Below are 20,439 nucleotides of genomic sequence, written 5' to 3'. Positions count from 1 at the left end.
GCCGGGCCCGCACGCCCTTTTGCCGCCGACTCGGAGGGCCGTAGGATCATCTGGTCATCGCCGCGACGGGAGACAGGAAGCCGGTGCGAATCCGGCACGGTCCCGCCACTGTGACCGGGGAGCGCCCCTCCACATGCCACTGCGCTGTGCGCGGGAAGGCGGAGGGAACGTCGATCCGGGAGTCAGGACACTGGTCCGTCGCGGGCCCGTCCCAAGGAGCGCGGACTCCAGGAGGCTTCACGTGTCCCCTTTGTTCACCCCTGCCCGCACGCGCGGTTCCCTCCGTGCCACGGTCACTGCCGTGGCTCTCTCGTCCGTGCTGCTGGCCACCGGCTGCGGTTCGTCCGCCGAGAGCGGAGGCGACGCGAAGGCCACCGCGGCCGTGCCCGCGGGCTTCCCGGTCACCGTCGACAACTGCGGTGTGAAGACAACGTACGACAGGCCGCCTTCGCGGGTGGTCACCATCCACCAGCACCCGGCGGAACTCATGCTCGCCCTCGGCCTGAAGGACCACATGGTCGGCACGGCCTTCCCCGACTCCGCCGTCCTGCCCGAGCTGAAGAAGGACTACGAGTCGATCCCCGAACTGGCGAAGAAGGAACCGTCGTTCGAGAAGATCCTGGACGCCGAGCCGGACCTCGTCTACGGCGGCTACGGAAGCGCCTTCGCCGAGAACGAGGGCCGCTCCCGCAAGGCGTTCGCCGACGCCGGCATCAACACCCACCTCAACCGCGAGTACTGCGGCAAGAAGCGCGTGACGATGAAGGACACCTACGACGAGATCCGCACCATCGGCAAGATCTTCGGCGTGCCCGACCGGGCGGACGAACTGGTCACCGACCTCCAGACACGGGTCGGCAAGGCCACCACCGCCGTCAAGGGCGAGCCCCAGGTGCCCGTCTTCGTCTACGACAGCGGCGACAAGAGCGCCTTCACCGCGGGCGGCAAGAGCCTGGGCACCGAACTGATCCGGCTGGCCGGCGGCGAGAACGTCTTCGCCGACCTCGACGACGTCTTCGGCGACGTCTCCTGGGAACAGGTCGTCGAGCGCAAGCCGGAAGCCATCGCCATCTACGACTACGCCGGCGCCGGAAGCGTCGAGGAGAAGAAGAAGTACCTGCTCTCCCAGCCCGCGCTCGCCGACGTACCCGCCGTCAGGAACAAGCGGTTCGTCGTCCTGCCGCTGACCGCCACCCTGGTCGGCATCCGCTCGGCCTACGCGGTCGACGACCTTGCCCGCGGACTGCACCCCGAGAGCTTCCGGTGACCCAGGCCGCCACCGGCACGCCCGCCGAAGGGACAGTGCAGCGGCGGAAGTCCACCGGATCAGGACAGGGCCGTACGCGGCTCGGCGTCACGCTGCTGGTACTCACCGCCCTGCTCGTCGTCTCCGCGACGGCGGGCCTCGCGATCGGCTCCGTGCACGTACCACCGGGCCAGGTGTGGGGCATCGTGACGCACGCGCTTGGCGCGGACTGGCAGCAGCCGGACTGGTCACGGGCCCGGGAGACCATCGTGGTGGACGTACGGGCGCCGCGAGTGCTCCTCGGTGCGGTCACCGGAGCCGGCCTGGCGGTGATCGGCACCGCCCTGCAGGCCCTGGTGCGCAACCCGCTCGCCGAGCCCTACCTGCTCGGCGTCTCCTCCGGGGCGTCACTCGGCGCGGTCTCGGTGATCGTGTTCGGGGTCACCCTCTTCGGACCGGCCTCCCTGTCGGTGGCCGCCTTCGTGGGGGCCCTGGGCGCGCTCCTGCTCGTATATGCCACCGCCCGCACCGGCGGACGCATCACCTCGTCGCGACTGGTGCTGTCCGGAGTGGCGATCGCGGCCGTCCTCACTGCGGTCCTCGATCTGCTGCTGCTCACCACCGACCGGGGCAACGAGGCCCGCGCGGTCCTCGCCTGGACCCTCGGCGGCCTCGGCGGCGTCAACTGGGACACGCTGTGGCTGCCGAGCACGGCCCTGCTCCTAGGCATCGGCGTCCTCATGGTCCAGGCCCGCAACCTGAACCTGCTGCTGGCCGGCGAGGAGGCGGCCAGCACGATGGGGCTGGACGTGGCCCGCTTCCGCGCCCGGCTGTTCGTCCTGCTCTCCCTCGTCACGGGCGTGCTGGTCGCGGCGGCCGGACCGATCGGCTTCGTCGGCCTGATGATGCCGCACATCGTGCGACTGTTCGTCGGCGGCGACCACCGCCGGGTCCTGCCGACGGCGGCACTCGGCGGAGCGGTCTTCCTCATCTGGGCCGACATCGCCGCACGGACGATCGCCGCACCGATGGAGATACCCGTCGGCGTGCTCACCGCCCTGTGCGGCGGGCCCTTCTTCCTGTGGCTGATGCGCCGGGACGCCCGGCGCGGCACCGACCGAGGAGTGGCATGACCGCGATCGAACTGAGCGTCGACGGCGTCACGCTCACCGCCGGAGCCCGCCATCTGGTGCGCGACGTCTCCCTGACCGCCCGTCCGGGCGAGACCATCGGGCTCGTCGGTCCCAACGGCAGCGGAAAGTCCAGCCTCCTGCGCACCGTCTACCGCGTCCTGCGCCCCGACACCGGCCAGGTCCGCGTCGACGGGGACGACGCCTGGTCGCTGCCGGTGCGGCAACTGGCCCGCACCGTGGCGGCGGTGGTCCAGGACTCGGCCGCCGACTTCGACCTCGCCGTCCGTGAGGTCGTCGCCATGGGCCGCACCCCGCACAAACGGCTCCTCGCCGGCGACACCCCCGAGGACGCCGACCTCGTCGACTCCGCGCTCCTCGCGGTCGACGCCGTCCACCTGGCCGACCGCCCCTTCGACCGGCTCTCCGGTGGCGAGCGCCAGCGCGTCCTCATCGCGCGCGCCCTCGCCCAGCAGCCCACCCTCCTCGTCCTCGACGAACCCACCAACCACCTCGACATCCGGCACCAACTGTCCGTGCTCGGCGCCCTGCGCCGCCTGCCCGCCACCGTGCTGCTCGCCCTGCACGACCTCAACCTGGCCGCCTACTACTGCGACCGCCTCTACGTCCTGCACGACGGTGAGGTCACCGCCTCCGGACCGCCCGCCGAGATCCTCACCCCGCGACTCCTGGCCGAGGTCTACGGAGTGGCGGCGGAAGTCACCACCCATCCGCGCACGGGCGCCCCTCAGGTGACCTTCCTCCCCGAAGAGCCACGCAGCTGAAGGGCCCACCCGGTACTGCCCCATGCCCATCCGCGCCGCCTGGGACGGAACGGGGAACGTGGCGACGCCTCCAGGGCACCGAGGTTCCCAAAGGGTGCTGGGCTTTGCGGGAGCCAATGGCATGCTCTGGTCGACCGCGAAGAGTTCCGGGCCGGCGTGCCCCGCACCGGTCGTAGAGGTCGTGTCGTCGCCGCGTCGGTGCTCCAGGTACTCGAAAGTGGAGAACTCGAATGCAACGATGCCCATGACAGACGCAGAAACCCGCCATCCAAAAGCCCCGCCGGGCCGCACCTGCGGGGCTTCTCGTGGAATGCCGCTGTCACAGGCGCTCTCACGCACCTGTCACCAACTACGCCGTCCCCCCACCTTGCGATGCTTCAGCTTCGCCGGCCGGTGCGTGCTCCGAGTCGGACCGCTCGTGCCCCCGTGCAACGCCCCGAGCAGCCGTGCAGTCCGCGCCCGGGCCCCCCAGTGATCAGCCGTGAGTGAGCCGCTCCATCAGGCCGCTTCCCACAGTCCGGCGTCCAGGATACGGGCGGCCTTGGTGATGCTCCCCGGCATCAGGTGCCGGTAGGTGCGATACGTCTCCTCGATGGACTTGTGGCCCATCCACTCCGCCACGTCGGTGATCGGTATCCCGTTCCCGAGGGCGTTCGAGGCGAAGTAGTGCCGGAAGCCGTACATCCCCGCACCGTCCGCTGCAGGGAGCTCCTTGAAGAGCTTCCGGACGCGCCTGCGTTCCATCGGTTCCGTGCAGTAGCCGCTCGGGCCGCGCAGCAGGTACCCATCCTTCGTGGCTCCGTGCTTCTCCTCGTACCGCTCCATCGCCTCCCGCACCGAGCGCGGCAGGGGAACCTCCCGGAACTCCCCGCCTTGCGGTGCTTCAGCTTCGCCGGCCTGTGCGTGTTGGAGTGGATCCGCTCATGCACCCGGTAGACGTCATCCGCCACAACGTTGTTGACGTTCACTGCCCGGGCTTTCCCGTTTCGCAAGCCGCAGCCCACCATCATGACGATCTCAAGCGCGAGATGTTCGTCAGCGGCTGCCAGTGCCTTCTTCAGGTAGGCGAGGGGCGGGATGACCACTTTCCGGCGGACGTATTCCGGTTCCTGGACACCCTTCACAGGGTCGTCCGCCATGGCCCCCTTGCCATAGGCGTCCCGCAAGATCGCCTTCAGAGTGCGGAAGATGTTCACCTGGTTTCCGCGGCCCACCCCATCGACCTCCAACTCGTCCAGGAAACGCTCGACCACGATCGGCGTGACCGAGTTCAGCTTCCTTGAATCGAGACGGGGGACGATGTGCACGTTGATGGAGCTGTCCACGTGCCAGCCCGTGGAGTACTCCGTCATCCTCCGCTGCCGCGGCCGCCACTGCTTCGCGTATTCCTCGACCGTCTGCTGACCGAGTTCCCGGCGGACCTCGGCAACGGACGGCGCCGTCTTCTTTTTCTCCGCATAGATCTGCGTAAGGCACTCGACCGCGTCGTCCTGCGTGCCGAAACCAGCCTCTTCACGCTGCTTGCCGAGAGCGTCCCGGAACCGAATCGTGTACGGGTGCGGGCAACGGGTCGGCCTGGAACAACCGCACTCCTTGAAGAAGGACCCCATCCCACGGGCGAGTTGTCGAGCCACGCATCAAGCCTTCCGAGCAGGGCGATGAGCGGCGCAGGAGGCCCCTGCCGTAGGCGCAGGTCAGCAAGCCGGACACCGTCCGGCCCGATGCTGACCTTTTGCTGACCTGGAGGCGGCAATCAGGGCTCTGAACTGCGGAAACACCCAAACGCTAGATCTTGGACTTGAACATGGTGCGCAGCACGTTGGACTCCTGGAAGTCGGCTCCCTGCCTGCCTTTGCAGGTCAAGGGCTGTCTCGACACCCTGCGACGAGCCGCTTGCCAGGGCGGCTGTCTCCAGGCCTTCCAGGAGACTCACGCCCGTCCGGCCGGCCGCAGCGTCTCCCGTTGTGTCACGAGTTCGTCGAGGACCTCGGGGAGAGGGGCGACGCCGATGCCCGGTGCGTCCGGTACCGGGATCGTGCCGTCGTTCACCACGAACGACTCGGTGAGATCCTGCCGGTAGTAGCGGTCCGAGCCGGAGATGTCGGACGGCAGGGTGAAGTTGGGGAGGCCGGCAAGCGCCAGATTGGCTGCCCGCCCGATCCCCGTCTCCAGCATGCCGCCCGCCCAGACCGGCACCCCGGCCGCCGCACAGACGTCGTGCACGCGGCGGGCTTCCAGATAGCCGCCTACCCGGCCGGGCTTGATGTTGACGACGGCGCACGCGCCGATCCGGATCGCCTCGTGCGCCGCCTGCGCGGAGACGATCGACTCGTCCAGGCAGATCGGCGTGGTCAGCGACCGCGCCAGCTCGGCGTGGCCGGCCACGTCCTCCTCCTCCAGCGGCTGCTCCAGCATCAGCAGCCCGTACGGGTCGAGCCCGGCCAGATGCCGGGCATCGGCGCGTGTGTAGGCCGAGTTCGCGTCTGCCTGGAGAAGAATGTCGTCGCCGAACTCCTTGCGCACGGCGGCGACCGGTTCGATGTCCCAGCCGGGCTCGATCTTGAGCTTGATCCGGGCGTAACCCTCGGCCAGACAGCCGCCGACCGTCTTCAGCAGCTCCGGCACCGACTCGTGGATGCCCACCGACACGCCCGAGACGATCCGGGACTGTGTGGCGCCGAGGTGTCGGCTCAGTGGTACCCCGGCCGCCTTCAGCTCGGCGTCCAGCACCGCGGCCTCCACCGCGGCCTTCGCCATGCGGTGACCGCGCACCGGGGCGAGCGCCGAAGCCACCGCCGCCGCTGTGACGTCGCCGCAGGCGAACAGCCGCGGCAGCAGGTGGTCGGCCGTGACGCGGTGGGCCGCGCCGGCGTACTCACTGGAGTACAGGGGCTCCGCCATCGCCACGCACTCCGCCCACCCCTCGGCCTCCGGGGTGATGACGCGCACCAGCAGCACGTCCCGGCGGGACTGGGTTCCGAACGAGGTGCGGAACGGGGAGACCAACGGCATGCCGACGCGCAGCAGTTCCACCGATTCGATTTTCATGCGTGCTCCTTGTGAGGTGTGGCCCCGGCAGGGGTGAGGACGTACCAGCCGTCACGGGTGACGCCGGTCCAGCGGTGTCCGGCGTCGAGCAGCGGACTCATCGCGTCACGCAGAGCGGGCCGCCAGACGCTGAGGAGTTCGCGGTCGCGGTGCAGTGTTCCGGGAACGCGCAGCCGGACCTCCGGCCCGGTGGACGGCGCCGGGCCCCGGGGTGGCGCGGCGGCGGGCGGGTGCGGCAGAGGCGCGAGTCGGCGGGGCCGGCCGTCCTCGCCGATGTCCAGGACGTGCAGCCGTTCGTGCGGCACTCGTGCGGCGGTGCGGTCCGGGCCCCCCTCGACGGCGTGGGGTGCGCCACCGGCGGGCGTGGAGCCGGCGGTCAGGTCCCAGCGCACCAGCACCCGGTCGGTCGGGACGCCCGCGTTGTAGCCGTCGTCCATGGGCCCGTAGTAGTCCGGGTGATAGGACACGCCGACCGCTTGCAGACGGGCGATGTTGAAGGTGGCGTTGCGCCGGATCAGCGGGTCGAAGGTCCACGTCATCGTGGTGATGCCACGCGCGAGGCACCAGTCGCGCTGGGCCCGTTTGATGGCCGTGCCCACTCCGGTCCTGCGTGCGCCGCTGTTGACGGCGACGATGTGCGAGTGCAGGCCGCGGCGGGCCGGGTCGGCGCCGCACAGTCCCACCGCGCCACCGACCAACTGCCCGGCCGCGTAGGCGCCGAGGACCATCCCTCCGGTGCTGCTGAGTGCGCGCAGCACGGGGAAGGGCACCTGTGGTCGCCGCGTCCTCCACACGCGCATGAAGAGAGCGGTGAGGGCTTCGAGTCCGGTGCGGTCACTGATGCTCCGCACCCGTACGTCCGGGTCCATGCCCCGCAGGCTGCCCGATGGGCGGTGTCCCTGCCTCGTCGTCCGCGTCAAGGCGCACGGTCCTGCCTTGTCGCGGACGACAGGACGCGAGGGGCGCCTACGATGCGCTCATGGATCATGGGCTCACCGCACGGCGGCTGGTGGCGGAGATGGGACCCACGCTGCTGCGGATGGCCGTCGAGGGCCCCGGCGCGGACCGGCCCCTGACCGGCGTCGTCATTCACGACCCGGCCGCGGGGGCGGAGCTGGAGCGCGGGTGCGTCGTCCTGGGCGTCGGGCTGTCACCCGCCGGCCTGCGACGTCCCGGCCGGCCGGGCGAGGCCGCGGAAGCCGGCGCCGGGTGGGACGGTCACCGCGCGGACGCGGCCACGCTGGTACGGGCCATGCAGGCGGCGGGTGCCGCGGTGCTCGCGTTGAAGGGCCCCGTGCCGGACGGGCTGGAGGACAGTCCGGTCGCCGTGGTCGAGGTCAATCCGGACGCGTCCTGGATGCACGTCGCCTCCATGATCCGGGAGCGGCTGCTGGATCACTCACGGGACAGCCGTCGGTCGCGGGACGGCGTCGGCGGCGATCTGTTCAGCATCGCCAACACCATCGCCGAGATGCTTCAGGCGCCGGTCACCGTCGAGGACCGCTCCGCGGCCGTGCTCGCCTGGTCCACCGGGCAGCGCGGCGCCGACGAGGCGCGCGTGGAGTCGATCCTCGGCCGTGCCGTCCACCACCGCTGGCTGGACGAACTGCGCGCCCGCGGCGACTTCGCCCGCCTGCACGCCTCCAGCGGCCCGGTCCACATCGAACCTGTCGCTCCCGGCATGCTGTCGCGTGCCGCCATGGCGGTGCGGGCCGGCGCGGAAGTCGTCGGCTATGTGTGGGCGGCCGTCCCGCGGCCCCTCACCGACGACCTCGCGCGTCGGCTGGAGCAGATCGCCCCTCTCGTCGCCCTGCACCTGGTCAACACCCGGGCCTCCAGCAGCTGGGCACGGCAGCAGCGCGCGGAGCTGGCGGCGGCCGTTCTGGCGGGGGGACCGGCCGGAGCGGACGCGGCCGGACAACTGCACCTGGACACGGGTCCGCTGTGCGTACTGGCGGCCGCGCCACCCATGGCGGATGCCGGGGGAAGGAGCCCCGGAGCCGACGCGGCCGCGGCAGCGGAGCGGCGCCGTTTTGAAAACGTGCTCGCCCTGCACCTGGCGGCCGTACATCCCTCGGCCGCCACCGTGTGCGGCAACGACGCCGTGTACGCCCTGCTGGCCTGGCCCCGCTCGCGTCCGTCGCAGGCGCTGGACGGCACCCGCGCGCTGGCCCGGGACTTCTTGTCCCGCTCCCCGTTGGCCGGCGGCCATGTCGTCGCCGTCGGCGGGCCGGCCGAGTCCGCGGCGCGTGTGACGCAGGCCCGGGCCCAGGCGGACGCGGCGCTGCGGGCTCTGCGGCATCCCGCCGCCGGTGGCTCCCGGGTGGCGACCCTCGAGGACGTGGCGCTCACCGCCATGCTGCTGGAACTGGCCGACGCCACCGAATCCCTCGGTCTCCCCGACGCCACCGGTCCGCTGCACCGGCTCGCCGAGCACGACGGGGAGCACGGCGTACTGACCGGGACGCTCGCGGCCTATCTCGCCTCGGCCGGTGTCGCGGACGACGCGGCGGCCCGCTTGCAGATCCACGTCAACACGCTGCGTTACCGGCTGCGGCGCATCCGCGAGGTGAGCGGGCTGGACTTCGGCGATGCGGACGCCGTGCTCCTCGCCCATCTGCAACTCCGGCTGCGCGCGGTACGGGCCGCCGCCCTTGACGCGGGCGACAAGTGACCGCCGGGAACTTCGTCCTGGCCTACAAGGACACCGGACACCGGGCGCCCGCAGACTGACCGGCAGGGCGCAGACGCCCCGGCAAGACCGGTCCGTGGGCCGGGCCCCTGCCGGTGCCCGGCTCTCCCCGCCCGCCGGTGACGCCCCGGACGGGGCCGTTGCCGGTGCCACCGCCGGTCCTGTCAGGAGGAACCCGACTTGCCCCGAAACGAGATGCTGATCCGCGGCGGAACCGTGGCCGACGGCAGCGGGCGCGAGCCCGTGCGTGCGGACGTCCTGATCCGGGCGGGCCGGATCGCCGCCGTCGAGGCCCCCGGGGCCGTCGCGGCCGGTGACATCCCCACGGTGGACGCCACCGGCCTGGTGATCGCCCCCGGGTTCATCGACGTCCACTCCCACGCCGACAACGCGGCCCTGCTGCCCGAGGACGAGACCTCCAAGATTCTCCAGGGCGTCACCACCGAGGTCACCGGCAACTGCGGGTTCTCGCTCGCGCCGACCCGCGCCGACTCCGTGGCGGCGTTCGCCTCGTTTACCCAGCGGATCTTCCCGCCCATGGAGTTCGCCTGGTCCACGTGGGCCGAGTTCACCCGGATCGCGGACGCGCACGGCCATGTGACCAACTGGGCCCCGCTGGTCGGGCACGGCACACTGCGCATCGCCGTGCTCGGCATGGCCGACCGCACACCGGACGCCGACGAGCTGCGCCTGATGGGCCGCGAGCTCGACCTCGCGCTGGAAGGCGGCGCCTTCGGTATGTCCAGCGGACTCGTGTACCCGCCGGCGGTCTTCAGCGACACCGACGAACTCGTCGCCCTGGCCCGGCACCTGGGCGCCGACGGCCTCTACACCACCCATATGCGCGGTGAGGGTGCCTCACTGCTCACCTCGATCGACGAAAGCGCCCGGATCGGCGCCGAAGGCGGATGCCGGGTTCACATCTCCCATCTGAAGTCCAACGGCCGCAGCAACTGGGGCCGGATGCCGGCCGCGCTGGACCGTATCCATCAGTACGCGGAGTCCGGGCTGTCCCTCACCAAGGACATCTACCCCTACACGGCCGGCGCCACGATGCTGACCGCGCTGCTTCCGCCACCGTTCCTCGCCGACGGCGACGAGGGTGTGCTGGCCAGGCTGGCATCGGCCGAGCAGCGCCGCCGCCTGGCCATGATGATGGAGTCCGGCCTGCCCGGCTGGGACAGTCACCTGCACGGCGCCGGCTGGGACGGCATCCTGGTCTCCACCACCGCCAGCCACCGCTACGAGGGCCAGACCGTCGCGGAACTGGCCCGCGCCTCGGGCGAGTTGCCGCTCGACACCTTCATCCGCATCCTGCGCGAGGAGGAACTGCACGTCACCATGGTGCTGTTCTCCATGGACGAGCAGGACGTCCGCACGGCCTTCGCCGACGAGGACACCATGGTCGGCTCCGACGGCCTGCCCCCCGGCAACGGCGGCAAGCCCCACCCCCGGCTGTTCGGCACCTTCCCCCGGGTGCTGGCGGAGTACGTACGGCGCCACCACATCCTCCCGCTCGGCGAGGCCGTGCGCCGGATGACCTCACTGCCGGCCAAGGTCTTCCGCATCCCCGAGCGCGGCCGTGTCGCCAAGGGCCTGATCGCCGACCTGGTGGCCTTCGATCCGCAGACGATCGACCACGAGTGCGACTACCGCGACCCGGTCCGTCCGCCGAGCGGCATCGCGTGGGTGATGCAGGAGGGCGCCATGGTGGTCGACGGCCGGACGTACACCGGGCCTCGCCGCGGCCGCCGGCTCACACCCGCGGCCTGATACTGCCGCGATCCGCGATCCCCCCGACTCGAGCACCGAACTTCCGGAAGGTACGTCATGTCCGAACAGACTCCCCCGCCCTGGCAGTGGGACGAGCCGACCTGGCGCGGTCACGTCGACCGGGTCCGCGCCGGCCGCTCGCTGAGCCCGAGCACATGGCCGGGCGGCGCCCGGGTGGCCGTGGCGCTGTCCTTCGACTCCGACCACGAGACCATTCCGCTGCGTGACGCCGAGACTCTGCCGGGCAAGCTCGCCCAGGGCGAGTACGGCGCACGCGTCGGCGTTCCGCGTATCCTGCGGCTGCTCCAGCGGCACCAGGCGCCCGCGTCCTTCTTCGTCCCCGCCGTGTCCGCGCTGCTGCACGAGGGCGAGGCCGCCTCCTACGTGGAGCACGGCCACGAGGTCGCCCTGCACGGCTGGATCCACGAGCGCAACACCCAGATCCCCGCCGAAGCCGAACGGGAACTCACCCTGCGCGCCGCCGACACCCTCGAGCGGCTCACCGGCACCCGGCCGGTGGGCATCCGCACGCCCTCCTGGGACTTCTCCCCGCACACCCTGGCGATCACGCGGGAGTTGGGACTGGTGTACGACTCGTCGCTGATGGCGGACGACGAGCCCTACGAACTGCTCGCCGGCGGCGAACCCACCGGCGTGGTCGAGATCCCCGTGGAGTGGATCCGCGACGACGCCCCGTACTTCATGATGGAGCGCTTCGGCTCCCTGAGGCCGTACACGCCACCGCGCGGGGTGCTGTCCATCTGGAAGGACGAGTTCGACCAGGCGTACGCCGAAGGCGGCCTGTTCCAGCTCACCATGCATCCGCACATCATCGGCCACCGCTCGCGCATGGCGGTCCTGTCCGAACTGCTGGAGCACATCTCCGCGCGCTCCGACGTCTGGTACGCCACCCACGCACAGATCGCCGAGTACGTCCTCGACCAGGCGGCCGGCACCGCGCCGCAGGAGAAGACCCCGTGACCGTCACCGACAGCAGACCCGGCGGCCCGCCCCGGCAGGACGAACACAGGCTGAGCCGCTCGCAGCGCAAGGCGATCGTGGCCGGCGCCGTCGGCAACACCGTCGAGTGGGTCGACTGGGCCGTCTACGCGACGTTCGCGCCGATCCTCGCCGACCGGTTCTTCCCTCCGGACAACGGGTCGGCGGCCCTGCTCGCCACCCTCGCCGTCTTCGCCGTCGGTTTCGTCATGCGCCCGATCGGCGGTGCCGTGCTCGGCGCTTACAGCGACCGCCACGGCCGCAAGAAGGGCATGACCCTCACCATCGCCCTGATGGCCGGGTCCTCCCTCGCGATCGCGGTCTGTCCGACCTATACGGCCATCGGCGTCGCGGCCCCGCTCCTGCTGGTCCTCGCCCGACTGGTCCAGGGCTTCTCCGCGGGCGGCGAGTTCGGTTCGTCCTCCGCCTTCCTGGTGGAGTCCGCCGCCAAGGGACGGCGCGCGTTCGCCGGGTCCTGGCAGCAGGTCTCGGTGGGCGCGGGCGCGCTGATCGCCTCGTTCCTCGGCACCGTGCTGACCTCCACCCTCGACGACGGCGCCCTGCACAGCTGGGGCTGGCGTCTGGCGTTCGCCATCGGCGCCATGCTCGGCCTCGTCGGGCTGTGGCTGCGGCACTCGGTGCCCGAGACCGAGTCGTTCATCCGGTCCGAGGCCGGGCGACGGCAGCGCGTGAACCCGGTGGTGGCGATGGTCCGCGACCACCCGGGCGCCGCTCTCCGGGTCGCCGGGATCACCGTCGCCGGCACCCTCGTCTACTACGTGTGGGTCAGCTACCTGCCGTCCTACGCCCATGTGACCACCGGCATCCCGCTCAACCAGGCACTGCTCGCCAACACCGTGGCCATGGCCGTCTTCATCGTCCTGCTGCCGTTCGGCGGGCTGCTGTCCGACCGGATCGGCCGCAAGCCGACCATGACCGCGTTCGCCGTCGGCATCCTCCTCTTCGCCTGGCCCGCCTTCCACTTCCTGGCCGACAGCTTCTGGGGGCTGCTCCTCATCGAGATCATCGGCCTGGTGCTGATGATCGGTTACTCGGCCAACTGCGCGGTCGTCATGGCGGAGCAGTTCCCGCCGGAGGTCCGCACCACCGGCATCGGTCTGCCGTACGCCCTGTCCGTCGCCCTGTTCGGCGGCACGGCCCCGTACATGACCACCTGGATGAGCACGAACGGCCACGCGGACCTGGTCTGGGTCTACGTGGCGGCGGCCGCCCTCATCGGCGCGGCCGTCTACAGCACGATGCCGGAGACCAAGGACCGGCAGATCGCATGATCCCTGGCCGCGATCGGAGAGAGACAGTCATGGCGCCCCACACGGACACCGCCGCCCTGCTGGAACGGGTGGCGAAGCACCACGGCGAGATGCTGGAGGACCTGGCCCACTACGTCGAGCTGGAGACGCCCAGCGACGACAGGCCCCTCCTGGAGGCCGGGCTGGCCCGTATCGACGCCTGGCTGCGCGAACGGCTCGGCGAACCCGCCGCGGTCAGTACCACCGGCGGGGGCGCGTACGGCGACGTACGGGTGTACGACTACCCGGGCGAGGGCACCGCGCCCGTGCTCGTCCTGGCCCACTACGACACCGTGTGGCCCAAGGGCACCCTCGCCGACTGGCCGTTCGGCGTCGACGGCGACCGGGCCACCGGTCCCGGAATCTTCGACATGAAGGCCGGCCTGGTGCAGGCGGTGTGGGCGCTGCGCGTCCTCGCCGAGGCGGGCCTGTCCAGGCCGCCGGTCCGGCTGGTCCTCAACGGGGACGAGGAGATCGGCAGCCCGGTCTCCCGGCCGGTCATCGAGGCGGCGGCCGAGGGAGCCGGGGCCGCCCTGGTCTTCGAGGCGAGCGCGGCGGGCGCCCTGAAGACCGCGCGCAAGGGCGTCGGCATCTTCCGCGTCGACGTCACCGGCGTCGAGGCCCACGCGGGCCTCGACCCGAGGCGCGGGGTCAGCGCCGTCGACGAGCTGGCCCGTGTCGTCCTGACGCTGCACAGTCTGACCGACCACGAGGCCGGCACCACGGTCAACGTCGGTGTCGTGACGGGCGGGACGCGGACCAATGTCACGGCGGGCTCGGCGGTCGGGCACCTCGATGTCAGGGTGCGTACCCAGGCCGAGGCCGACCGGATCGACGCGGCACTCGCCGCCGTGGCGCCCGCGGACCCCCGGGCGACCGTCACCGTCAGCGGTGAGTGGAACCGGCCTGTCATGGAGCGCTCCGAGGGCACGGCAAAGCTGTTCGCGCTGGCCCGCGGCCTGGCGGCGGACATCGGTGTGGATCTCGCGGAGTGTGAGGTCGGCGGGGCCAGCGACGGCAATTTCGTCGCCGCGCTCGGTGTGCCGGTACTCGACGGCTTCGGCGCCGTGGGCGACGGGGCGCACGCACGGGGCGAGCACATCAGCCTCGGGGGGATGACCGAACGCACGGCGCTGGCCGCCGCACTGCTCCACGCGCTGACTGCGACGCGGTGACGACCGGCCCCCGCCGCGTCTGAGGAGGCCCGAAGAAAGCCACCCGCTCGCGCCGGACTGTCCGCCCATACCCGCGGGCACCTGGACGCCGTCGCCGCCGAACTCAACCCGGCGGATTCCAGGGGTCGTCGCGACACAGTGATCAACTGGCTGTGGCCAGGAGCTTGGCGAGGCGCTCGGCCGGGGTTTCCCCATCGAGCGTCTTGCGTGGCCGGCCGTTCCGTCCGGACCCTGCCGGCCCATCTGAAGCGGTCCCTCACCTGGGACCAGGGCACCCATGGAGCGGGGGCCGACCGCATCGGTGGGCGGCCGGCACCTCGCCCGCCCACCTGCTCCTTCGGTCGGGGGAGGACGGCCGCCGATGGCCATGCCCCCGCCCCCTCACTGTGACTGCCGCATCCCCTACGGATCGTGCGGCCGGCACCCCCGCACGACGGCAGGCGACTGCGGCCGTGGAAGGCGGGGAGCGTCGCGGCGGCCTTCCCTCAGCAGACCCCGTCTCCCGGCTTGGGGTTCCCCAGGCCGAACAGCGGCCGCAGCTTCAGGCCGGCCCAGGTGCCCAGGAGGGCGGTGGCGCCCCAGATCCAGCCGTGCAGGCTGCCGGAGGCGATGCCGGCGAGGTAGGCGCCGATGTTGCAGCCGCCCGCCAGCCGGGCGCCGATGCCCATCAGCACGCCGCCCAGCACCGCGGCGACCGCCGTGCGCCACGGCACGCCGCGGTGCAGTGCCCACGTGCCGCCGAGCGCCGCGGCGACCGCCGCGCCGATCATGATGCCGATGTCGGTGAGGCTGGTCTTGTCCGCGAGGACCGACCCGGCGAGCATCTCCTTGTTCCCGGGCTTCTGCCACCAGGTCCACTGCTCGGGGTGACCGCCGAGCGCTCCCACCAGCTCCGATCCCCACAGGCTGAAGGCGCTGGTGATGCCCCACGCGCCGCCGGAGACGAGCAGCACGCCGGCGCCCAGCACGGCCAGCGCCAGGGCGCCGACGGCCAGCGGCCAGGAACCGGCGCAGCACGCGGGCGCGCTGCGCGGAGGGCACGGCGCCGAGGGGCGGGGGTTACGGCGCCTGGACACGACGGGTGACCAGGACGATGGCGGCGAGCGCGAGGATCGTCACCGCCCAGGAGCCGAACCAGCCGATGTGGTCGGCCATGACGACCGGCTCCAGCGCGGGCAGGTCCTTCCACAGGTCGAACTGCCAGGCGGCCAGGGTCGCCCCGCCGATGAAGCCGCCGAGGGTGAGCAGGATCGACGTCTGCCCGGAGCCGACCGCGAAGAGGGTGCCGGAGGCGCAGGCGCCGCCGAGCTGCATGCCGACGGCGAAGACGAACGAGCCGATCAGCAGTCCCACGCCCAGGGGTCCGGCCGAGGGCGCCGGCACGGAGCCGAACAGTCCGGTGCCCGTGCCGATGATCAGGGCGAACAGCGTCGCCGTGGTGCCGAGCAGGAGGGCGTGGGCCCGCAGACCGGCGCCGTTGCCGACGGCGATCAGCTGCCGCCAGGCGGAGGTGAAGCCGAAGCGGGAGTGGAACAGGGCGATGCCCAGGCCGAGGCCGAGCAGCAGCAGGACGCCGGGCTTGGCCCCGTGGGTGGTCCACACATAGGCGGTCAGTGCCGCGGCGAGCAGCCCGGACACCACGAGGGGGCCGCGGCGCACCGGCGGCGCGGGAGGTGCCGGCGGCCGTGGGACGGAGGTGGGTGACGGGGACAGCAGCGCGGCGGTCTTCGCCGCCTGGGGAGACGGGGCGATGGTCACAGGTGGACTCCGAGAGGTACGAGTCGGGGTGGGGCACGACACGTGCGGGAGGCCGGGTCGGGGGACGCCGCGGCCCGGCGGCGGCGTGCGGCGGGGGGACCGGCCGGTACGGCTCAGCGGCGACAGAGGCCGTCGTCGACGCACCACGCCGAGTTCGCCATCAGGGCGAGGCAGAGCAGGCGGGCGGGTGCGGACATGGCTCCAGAATATGATCGGATTTCAACAAGTCAGAACCCGATCTCAGCATGTGAACGTTGCATGCGCCACACATCCGCCGCTGGGAATCCCGGGGCACGTGAGCTGAACCGCCGGCGGACGATCATCCCGGTATGAAGCGCACCGGTGTGCCCACGACCGCCTGGGCCGCCGCCGCCAGTGCGGACTCCGCCACGACCCCGATCACCGGGTAGCCGCCCGTCGTCGGGTGGTCGTGCAGGAACACCACCGGCCGTCCGTCCGGCGGCACCTGCACCGCGCCGAGCACCATGCCCTCGCTGGGCAGCTCGCCGGACGACGCGCGCTCCAGCGGCGGCCCTTCGGTGCGCAGGCCGATGCGGTTGCTGTGCGGGGAGACGCGGTACGTCGCCGAGGTGAGAGTGCGCAGCGCGGCGGGGGTGAACCAGTCGGCGCGGGGGCCGAGCCGCACCGGCAGGGTGAGTTCGGCGGGCGGCGCCGGCCAGGGCGCAGCGCCGGGAAGGGCCGTCTCCCGGCCGGGGTCGCCCACCGGGAGCACGTCGCCGTCGCGCAGGGGCGACGGGCCGAGCCCGGAGAGGAGGTCCGTGGAGCGGCTGCCGAGGACCGGTTCGGCCGCGATGCCGCCGGCGACGGCCACGTACGAGCGCACGCCCGCGGTCACCCGGCCCGCGTCCAGGACCGCGCCCGCGGGCACCCGTACCGGCGCTCCCCACGGCACGGGCCGGCCGTCGACCGTCACCGGGCAGGGCGCACCGCCGACCACGACGGTGACGGCGCGGTCGGGCCGCACGGCGCAGCCGGTCAGGGTGGTCTCCAGGACGGCGGCGTCGGGGGCGTTGCCGAGCAGGCGGTTGGCGAGTCGCATCGCGGGCGCGTCCAGGGCGCCGGAGCGCGGAACTCCCAGGTGGGCGTGGCCGCGTCGGCCCGCGTCCTGCACCGTGGTCAGGGCGCCGGAGCGTACGACGGTGAGCTTGGGGGTCATGCCGCACCGCCCCCCGTACCGCCCTCCGGGACGAAGCGCACGCGCGTGCCCGGTGTGAGCAGCGCCGGCTGCTCCCGTGTGAGGTCCCACAGCGGCGCGGGGTCCGGCATGGTGCCGATCAACTGCCAGCCGCCGGGGGTGGCGCGCGGGTACACGGCGCTGTAGGGACCCGCGAGGGCCAGCGCTCCGGCCGGGACCCGGGTGCGGGGCGTGTCGCGGCGCGGTACGTGCAGTTCCGCGGGCAGGCCGGTGAGGTAGCCGAACCCGGGAGCGAAGCCGCAGAAGGCGACGCGGTAGGTGTACGAGGAGTGCCGGGCGGCGACCTCGTCGGGGCCGATGCCCCACCGGGCGGCCACGTCGGCCAGGTCGGGTCCGTCGTAGCGCACGGGGATCTCCACGAGTTCCCCGTCGTCCTCGGTCCGGGACGGCACGTCCCAGCCGGCGAGCCGCCGGGCCCACTCCTCCGGGTCCTTCACGCCGTCGAGGAGTACGGTCCGGGCTCCCGGCACGATCTCCTCGACCGGCGGCAGGGTGCCCGCCGCGCGCCGCCGCAGCAGTTCGGCGAGGAGGTCGCCGGTGCGCTCGGCGTCCGGCAGTTCCACGAGCAGCGCATGGCGCCCGGCGGGGCGCACGTCCAGAAGCCGGCCTTCCGTCATGCGAACGCCCCGACCTCGACCCCGGCCTTCTCCAGTGCCTCGCGCACCCGGGCGGCCATGCGGGCCGCGCCCGGGGTGTCGCCGTGGACGCACAGCGAGCGGGCGGCCACGGTGACGGTCGTACCGTCGACGGCCTCGATCGCGCCGTCCACGCCGAACGCCAGCGCGCGCCGCACCACGGCGTCCTCGTCGGTCACCACCGCGTTCGCCTCGCGGCGCGACACGAGCGTGCCCTCGGCGGTGTAGGAGCGGTCCGCGAAGGCCTCCGGCACGGCGGTGAGCCCCGCGTCCTCGGCGGCGGCGAGCAGCTGCGAGCCGGGCAGACCCAGCACCGGCAGCGACCCGCCGGCCAGCCGCACACCCGCCACGACGGCGGCGGCCTGCTCGGCGTCGTGCACGGTGCGGTTGTAGAGCGCGCCGTGGGGCTTGACGTACGCCACCTCGGCCCCGGCGGCCTCGGCGAAGACCCGCAGCGCCCCGATCTGGTACGCCAGCTCGGCGGCGAGTTCGTCGGCGGGCACGTCCATGGCGCGCCGCCCGAAGCCGGCCAGGTCGCGGTAGGAGACCTGCGCCCCGATCCGCACCCCGCGCTCGGCGGCGAGGTCACAGACGCGGCGCATCACCGACGGGTCGCCCGCGTGGAAGCCGCAGGCGACGTTGGCGCTGGTGATGACGGAAAGGAGGGCTTCGTCGTCGGTGAGGGTCCACCGGCCGAAGCCTTCACCGAGGTCTGCGTTGAGATCGATCACGTCCGGAAACTTAGACGATCGTTGAACGATCCAACAAGGGGGCCGTTCTCGCCGCCCGCGATCACGACCTGGAATCAGCCCCTTGTTCCATCGTTCAACGATCCCCTAAGGTCCGTGTATCCCTCACGGATTCCGACATCCTGGATCCGTGCCGTCTCTGGTGCCCTGCCCCATTCGCCTCAAGAAGGCCACCGCATGATCGTTCTCCTCGGTGTGGTCGTTGTGATCCTCGGATTCGTCACACGCCGCAATCCCGCCCTAGTGGTCGGCGTCGCCGGCATCGTCACCGGCCTGCTCGGCAAGATGGACCCGCTCGAGGTCCTCGCGGCCTTCGGCCGGTCCTTCGCCGACAGCCGCTCGGTGACCGTCTTCGCCATCGTGCTGCCGGTGATCGGCCTTCTGGAGCGCTACGGCCTGCGCGAACAGGCCCGCAGGCTCATCGGCCGCCTCGGCAAGCTGAGCGCCGGCCGTTTCCTCACGGTCTACCTGCTCGTCCGTCAGATCACCGCGGCCTTCGGCCTCAACAACATCGGCGGTCCCGCGCAGACCGTGCGGCCGCTCGTCGCGCCCATGGCCGAGGCCGCCGCCGAACGCAAGCTGAACACCTCGCTGACCGGCCGCATGCGCGAGAAGGTCCGCTCCTACGCGGCGTCGTCCGACACCGTGGGCCTCTTCTTCGGCGAGGACTGCTTCATCGCGATCGGCTCCATCCTCCTGATCACCGGCTTCGTGAACTCGACGTACGGGCAGGAGATCGAGCCGACCGAGCTGGCCCTGTGGGCGGTCCCGCTCGCCGTCTGCGCCTTCGTCATCCACGGTGCCCGGCTGCTGCTCCTCGACAGGCAGCTGGAGCGCGAGATGGCGCTCGCCTCCGCCGAGCACGACCTGCCGCTTCCGAAGGGGGCCGACAAGTGATCAAGGTCGAGTGGCTCTACTGGCTGGTGGGCCTCGTCTTCGTCGTCATGGCCGTGCAGATGGCGGCCGACCGCACCAACCCCAAGCGGTGGACCTCCGCCGCGTTCTGGGGCCTGCTCGGGCTGACCTTCCCGTACGGCACCGGGGTCGCCACCGTCGAGCCGGGCACCGCCGCCTGGCGGCTGCCCGCCGAACCGCTCGGCGTCGCGGTCCTGGCCCTGATCGTGCTCGCCGGGTTCAACTTCCTCGGCAAGGGCGTCCCGGTCACCACGACCGCCGAGCAGCGTGAGGCCTCCGCGGTCCGGCTCGGCAGCAAGATCTTCATCCCCGCCCTGACGATCCCGTTCGTCGCCATCGTCTGCGCCTCCGTGCTCGACGAGTCCGGCCTGTTCGAGACGGGCAAGGCCACGCTCCTCGGGCTCGGCCTCGGGTGCGTCGTCGCGCTGGTCGTCGGCATGCTGGTCACCGGTGAGAAGAAGGTCTCCGTCCCGCTTCACTCGGGGCGCTCCATGCTGGAGGCGATGGGCTCGGCCCTGCTGCTCCCCCAGCTCCTGGCGGTGCTCGGCTCGATCTTCGCGCTGGCCGGCGTCGGCACCCAGGTCGGCGAGATCGTGAACACCCTGCTGCCGGAGAACTCGAAGTACCTCGCGGTGATCGCGTACTGCCTGGGCATGTTCCTGTTCACCGTCATCGTGGGCAACGCCTTCGCCGCCTTCCCCGTGATGACCGCGGCGATCGGCTGGCCGGTCCTCATCGAGCAGATGCACGGCAACATTCCGGCCGTGCTCGCGATCGGCATGCTGGCCGGTTTCTGCGGCACGCTCTGCACCCCGATGGCCGCCAACTTCAACATCGTCCCGGCCACGCTGCTCGAGCTGAAGGACCAGTACGGACCGATCAAGGCGCAGATCCCGACGGCGCTCGCGCTGCTCGTCTGCTGCACCGTGATCATGGCGTTCTTCGCCTTCTGAGCCACCGTCATCCCTCGCCTCACCCGTCGCCCCCGGACGGCCCTGCCCCGGCCGC

Annotated in this window: 15 protein-coding genes, 2 pseudogenes and 1 riboswitch; of the genes and pseudogenes, 10 read left to right on the top strand and 7 right to left on the bottom strand. The window is 72.0% G+C overall.

Annotated features, from left to right (window positions below; genetic code table 11):
- The first annotated feature begins 49 nt into the window (after positions 1 to 49).
- Positions 50 to 199: riboswitch (cobalamin riboswitch) on the top strand.
- 42 nt (positions 200 to 241) lie between these two features.
- From AY578_RS30015 to AY578_RS30005, 3 genes are read left to right on the top strand one after another with little or no spacing between them, the layout of a single operon-like run.
- Positions 242 to 1,267: an ABC transporter substrate-binding protein gene (locus AY578_RS30015; RefSeq protein ID WP_026243304.1), complete on the top strand. Its 1,026-nt coding sequence runs from the start codon at positions 242 to 244 to the stop codon at positions 1,265 to 1,267.
- Between the two features lie 35 nt (positions 1,268 to 1,302).
- The gene (locus AY578_RS30010; protein ID WP_051101554.1) at positions 1,303 to 2,379 is read left to right on the top strand and encodes a FecCD family ABC transporter permease; all 1,077 of its coding nucleotides are present in this window, start codon (positions 1,303 to 1,305) and stop codon (positions 2,377 to 2,379) included.
- Positions 2,376 to 3,161, top strand: a complete 786-nt coding sequence (locus AY578_RS30005) for an ABC transporter ATP-binding protein (RefSeq protein ID WP_019521427.1) — start codon at positions 2,376 to 2,378, stop codon at positions 3,159 to 3,161. The genes AY578_RS30010 and AY578_RS30005 overlap by 4 nt, the downstream gene beginning before the upstream one ends.
- A gap of 498 nt (positions 3,162 to 3,659) precedes the next feature.
- Here the strand turns inward: AY578_RS30005 and AY578_RS34280 are convergent.
- From AY578_RS34280 to AY578_RS29990, 3 genes and pseudogenes are all read right to left on the bottom strand, one after another.
- Positions 3,660 to 4,771, bottom strand: a pseudogene (locus AY578_RS34280) (tyrosine-type recombinase/integrase).
- A 319-nt stretch (positions 4,772 to 5,090) separates the two neighbouring features.
- Complete coding sequence (gene menC, locus AY578_RS29995; protein ID WP_161108800.1) at positions 5,091 to 6,209, bottom strand: o-succinylbenzoate synthase; 1,119 nt, start codon at positions 6,207 to 6,209, stop codon at positions 5,091 to 5,093.
- The gene (locus AY578_RS29990) at positions 6,206 to 7,078 is read right to left on the bottom strand and encodes a GNAT family N-acetyltransferase (RefSeq protein WP_136238335.1); all 873 of its coding nucleotides are present in this window, start codon (positions 7,076 to 7,078) and stop codon (positions 6,206 to 6,208) included. The genes menC and AY578_RS29990 overlap by 4 nt, the downstream gene beginning before the upstream one ends.
- A 110-nt stretch (positions 7,079 to 7,188) precedes the next feature.
- Here AY578_RS29990 and AY578_RS29985 point away from each other — a divergent pair, with 110 nt between their 5' ends.
- The 5 genes from AY578_RS29985 to AY578_RS29965 all read left to right on the top strand — a co-directional run bounded on the left by AY578_RS29985 (position 7,189) and on the right by AY578_RS29965 (position 14,158).
- On the top strand, positions 7,189 to 8,883 hold the full coding sequence (locus tag AY578_RS29985; protein ID WP_161108802.1) for a PucR family transcriptional regulator: 1,695 nt from the start codon (positions 7,189 to 7,191) through the stop codon (positions 8,881 to 8,883).
- Positions 8,884 to 9,081: 198 nt separating this feature from the next.
- Positions 9,082 to 10,674 carry an N-acyl-D-amino-acid deacylase family protein gene (locus AY578_RS29980; protein WP_237557105.1) on the top strand — a complete coding sequence of 531 codons (1,593 nt, stop codon included), beginning with the start codon at positions 9,082 to 9,084 and terminating at the stop codon, positions 10,672 to 10,674.
- A gap of 57 nt (positions 10,675 to 10,731) precedes the next feature.
- Positions 10,732 to 11,655 carry a polysaccharide deacetylase family protein gene (locus tag AY578_RS29975; RefSeq protein WP_019521435.1) on the top strand — a complete coding sequence of 308 codons (924 nt, stop codon included), beginning with the start codon at positions 10,732 to 10,734 and terminating at the stop codon, positions 11,653 to 11,655.
- Entirely contained in the window at positions 11,652 to 12,965 is a 1,314-nt protein-coding gene (locus AY578_RS29970) for an MFS transporter (protein ID WP_258906371.1), read from the top strand. Before AY578_RS29975 ends, AY578_RS29970 begins: the two co-directional genes overlap by 4 nt.
- 29 nt (positions 12,966 to 12,994) lie before the next feature.
- Positions 12,995 to 14,158: a M20 family metallopeptidase gene (locus tag AY578_RS29965; RefSeq protein WP_215187828.1), complete on the top strand. Its 1,164-nt coding sequence runs from the start codon at positions 12,995 to 12,997 to the stop codon at positions 14,156 to 14,158.
- A 485-nt stretch (positions 14,159 to 14,643) separates the two neighbouring features.
- On the opposite strand, the pseudogene AY578_RS29960 reads toward AY578_RS29965, so the two are convergent.
- From AY578_RS29960 to AY578_RS29945, 4 genes and pseudogenes are all read right to left on the bottom strand, one after another.
- Positions 14,644 to 15,916, bottom strand: a pseudogene (locus AY578_RS29960) (YeeE/YedE family protein).
- Positions 15,917 to 16,235: 319 nt separating this feature from the next.
- The gene (locus AY578_RS29955; RefSeq protein ID WP_136238339.1) at positions 16,236 to 17,093 is read right to left on the bottom strand and encodes a 5-oxoprolinase subunit C family protein; all 858 of its coding nucleotides are present in this window, start codon (positions 17,091 to 17,093) and stop codon (positions 16,236 to 16,238) included.
- A complete protein-coding gene (locus tag AY578_RS29950; RefSeq protein ID WP_136238340.1) occupies positions 17,090 to 17,749 on the bottom strand; it encodes a 5-oxoprolinase subunit B family protein in 660 nt (219 codons plus the stop codon). The genes AY578_RS29955 and AY578_RS29950 overlap by 4 nt, the downstream gene beginning before the upstream one ends.
- Positions 17,746 to 18,498 (bottom strand): LamB/YcsF family protein, encoded by a 753-nt coding sequence (locus tag AY578_RS29945; RefSeq protein ID WP_019521441.1) that lies wholly within the window; start codon positions 18,496 to 18,498, stop codon positions 17,746 to 17,748. The genes AY578_RS29950 and AY578_RS29945 overlap by 4 nt, the downstream gene beginning before the upstream one ends.
- A 195-nt stretch (positions 18,499 to 18,693) precedes the next feature.
- On the opposite strand from AY578_RS29945, the gene AY578_RS29940 reads away from it, so the two are divergent.
- Both AY578_RS29940 and AY578_RS29935 read left to right on the top strand, forming a co-directional pair.
- Positions 18,694 to 19,413, top strand: a complete 720-nt coding sequence (locus tag AY578_RS29940) for a DUF969 domain-containing protein (RefSeq protein ID WP_026243305.1) — start codon at positions 18,694 to 18,696, stop codon at positions 19,411 to 19,413.
- Positions 19,410 to 20,384: a DUF979 domain-containing protein gene (locus AY578_RS29935; RefSeq protein WP_019521443.1), complete on the top strand. Its 975-nt coding sequence runs from the start codon at positions 19,410 to 19,412 to the stop codon at positions 20,382 to 20,384. Before AY578_RS29940 ends, AY578_RS29935 begins: the two co-directional genes overlap by 4 nt.
- Positions 20,385 to 20,439 lie beyond the last annotated feature (55 nt).

The organism is Streptomyces thermocarboxydus, from assembly GCF_024760485.1.
Lineage (GTDB): Bacteria > Actinomycetota > Actinomycetes > Streptomycetales > Streptomycetaceae > Streptomyces > Streptomyces cellulosae.
This window is presented reverse-complemented; position numbering and strand designations above follow the sequence as displayed.

Excerpts from the sequence above, each read along its gene's own strand:
- AY578_RS29975 (WP_019521435.1), top strand. The coding sequence starts at position 10,732 with ATGTCCGAACAGACTCCCCCGCCCTGGCAGTGGGACGAGCCGACCTGG.
- AY578_RS29990 (WP_136238335.1), bottom strand. The coding sequence starts at position 7,078 with ATGGACCCGGACGTACGGGTGCGGAGCATCAGTGACCGCACCGGACTC.
- AY578_RS29965 (WP_215187828.1), top strand. The coding sequence starts at position 12,995 with ATGGCGCCCCACACGGACACCGCCGCCCTGCTGGAACGGGTGGCGAAG.
- AY578_RS30005 (WP_019521427.1), top strand. The coding sequence starts at position 2,376 with ATGACCGCGATCGAACTGAGCGTCGACGGCGTCACGCTCACCGCCGGA.
- AY578_RS29985 (WP_161108802.1), top strand. The coding sequence starts at position 7,189 with ATGGATCATGGGCTCACCGCACGGCGGCTGGTGGCGGAGATGGGACCC.
- AY578_RS29950 (WP_136238340.1), bottom strand. The coding sequence starts at position 17,749 with ATGACGGAAGGCCGGCTTCTGGACGTGCGCCCCGCCGGGCGCCATGCG.
- menC (WP_161108800.1), bottom strand. The coding sequence starts at position 6,209 with ATGAAAATCGAATCGGTGGAACTGCTGCGCGTCGGCATGCCGTTGGTC.
- AY578_RS29955 (WP_136238339.1), bottom strand. The coding sequence starts at position 17,093 with ATGACCCCCAAGCTCACCGTCGTACGCTCCGGCGCCCTGACCACGGTG.
- AY578_RS29940 (WP_026243305.1), top strand. The coding sequence starts at position 18,694 with ATGATCGTTCTCCTCGGTGTGGTCGTTGTGATCCTCGGATTCGTCACA.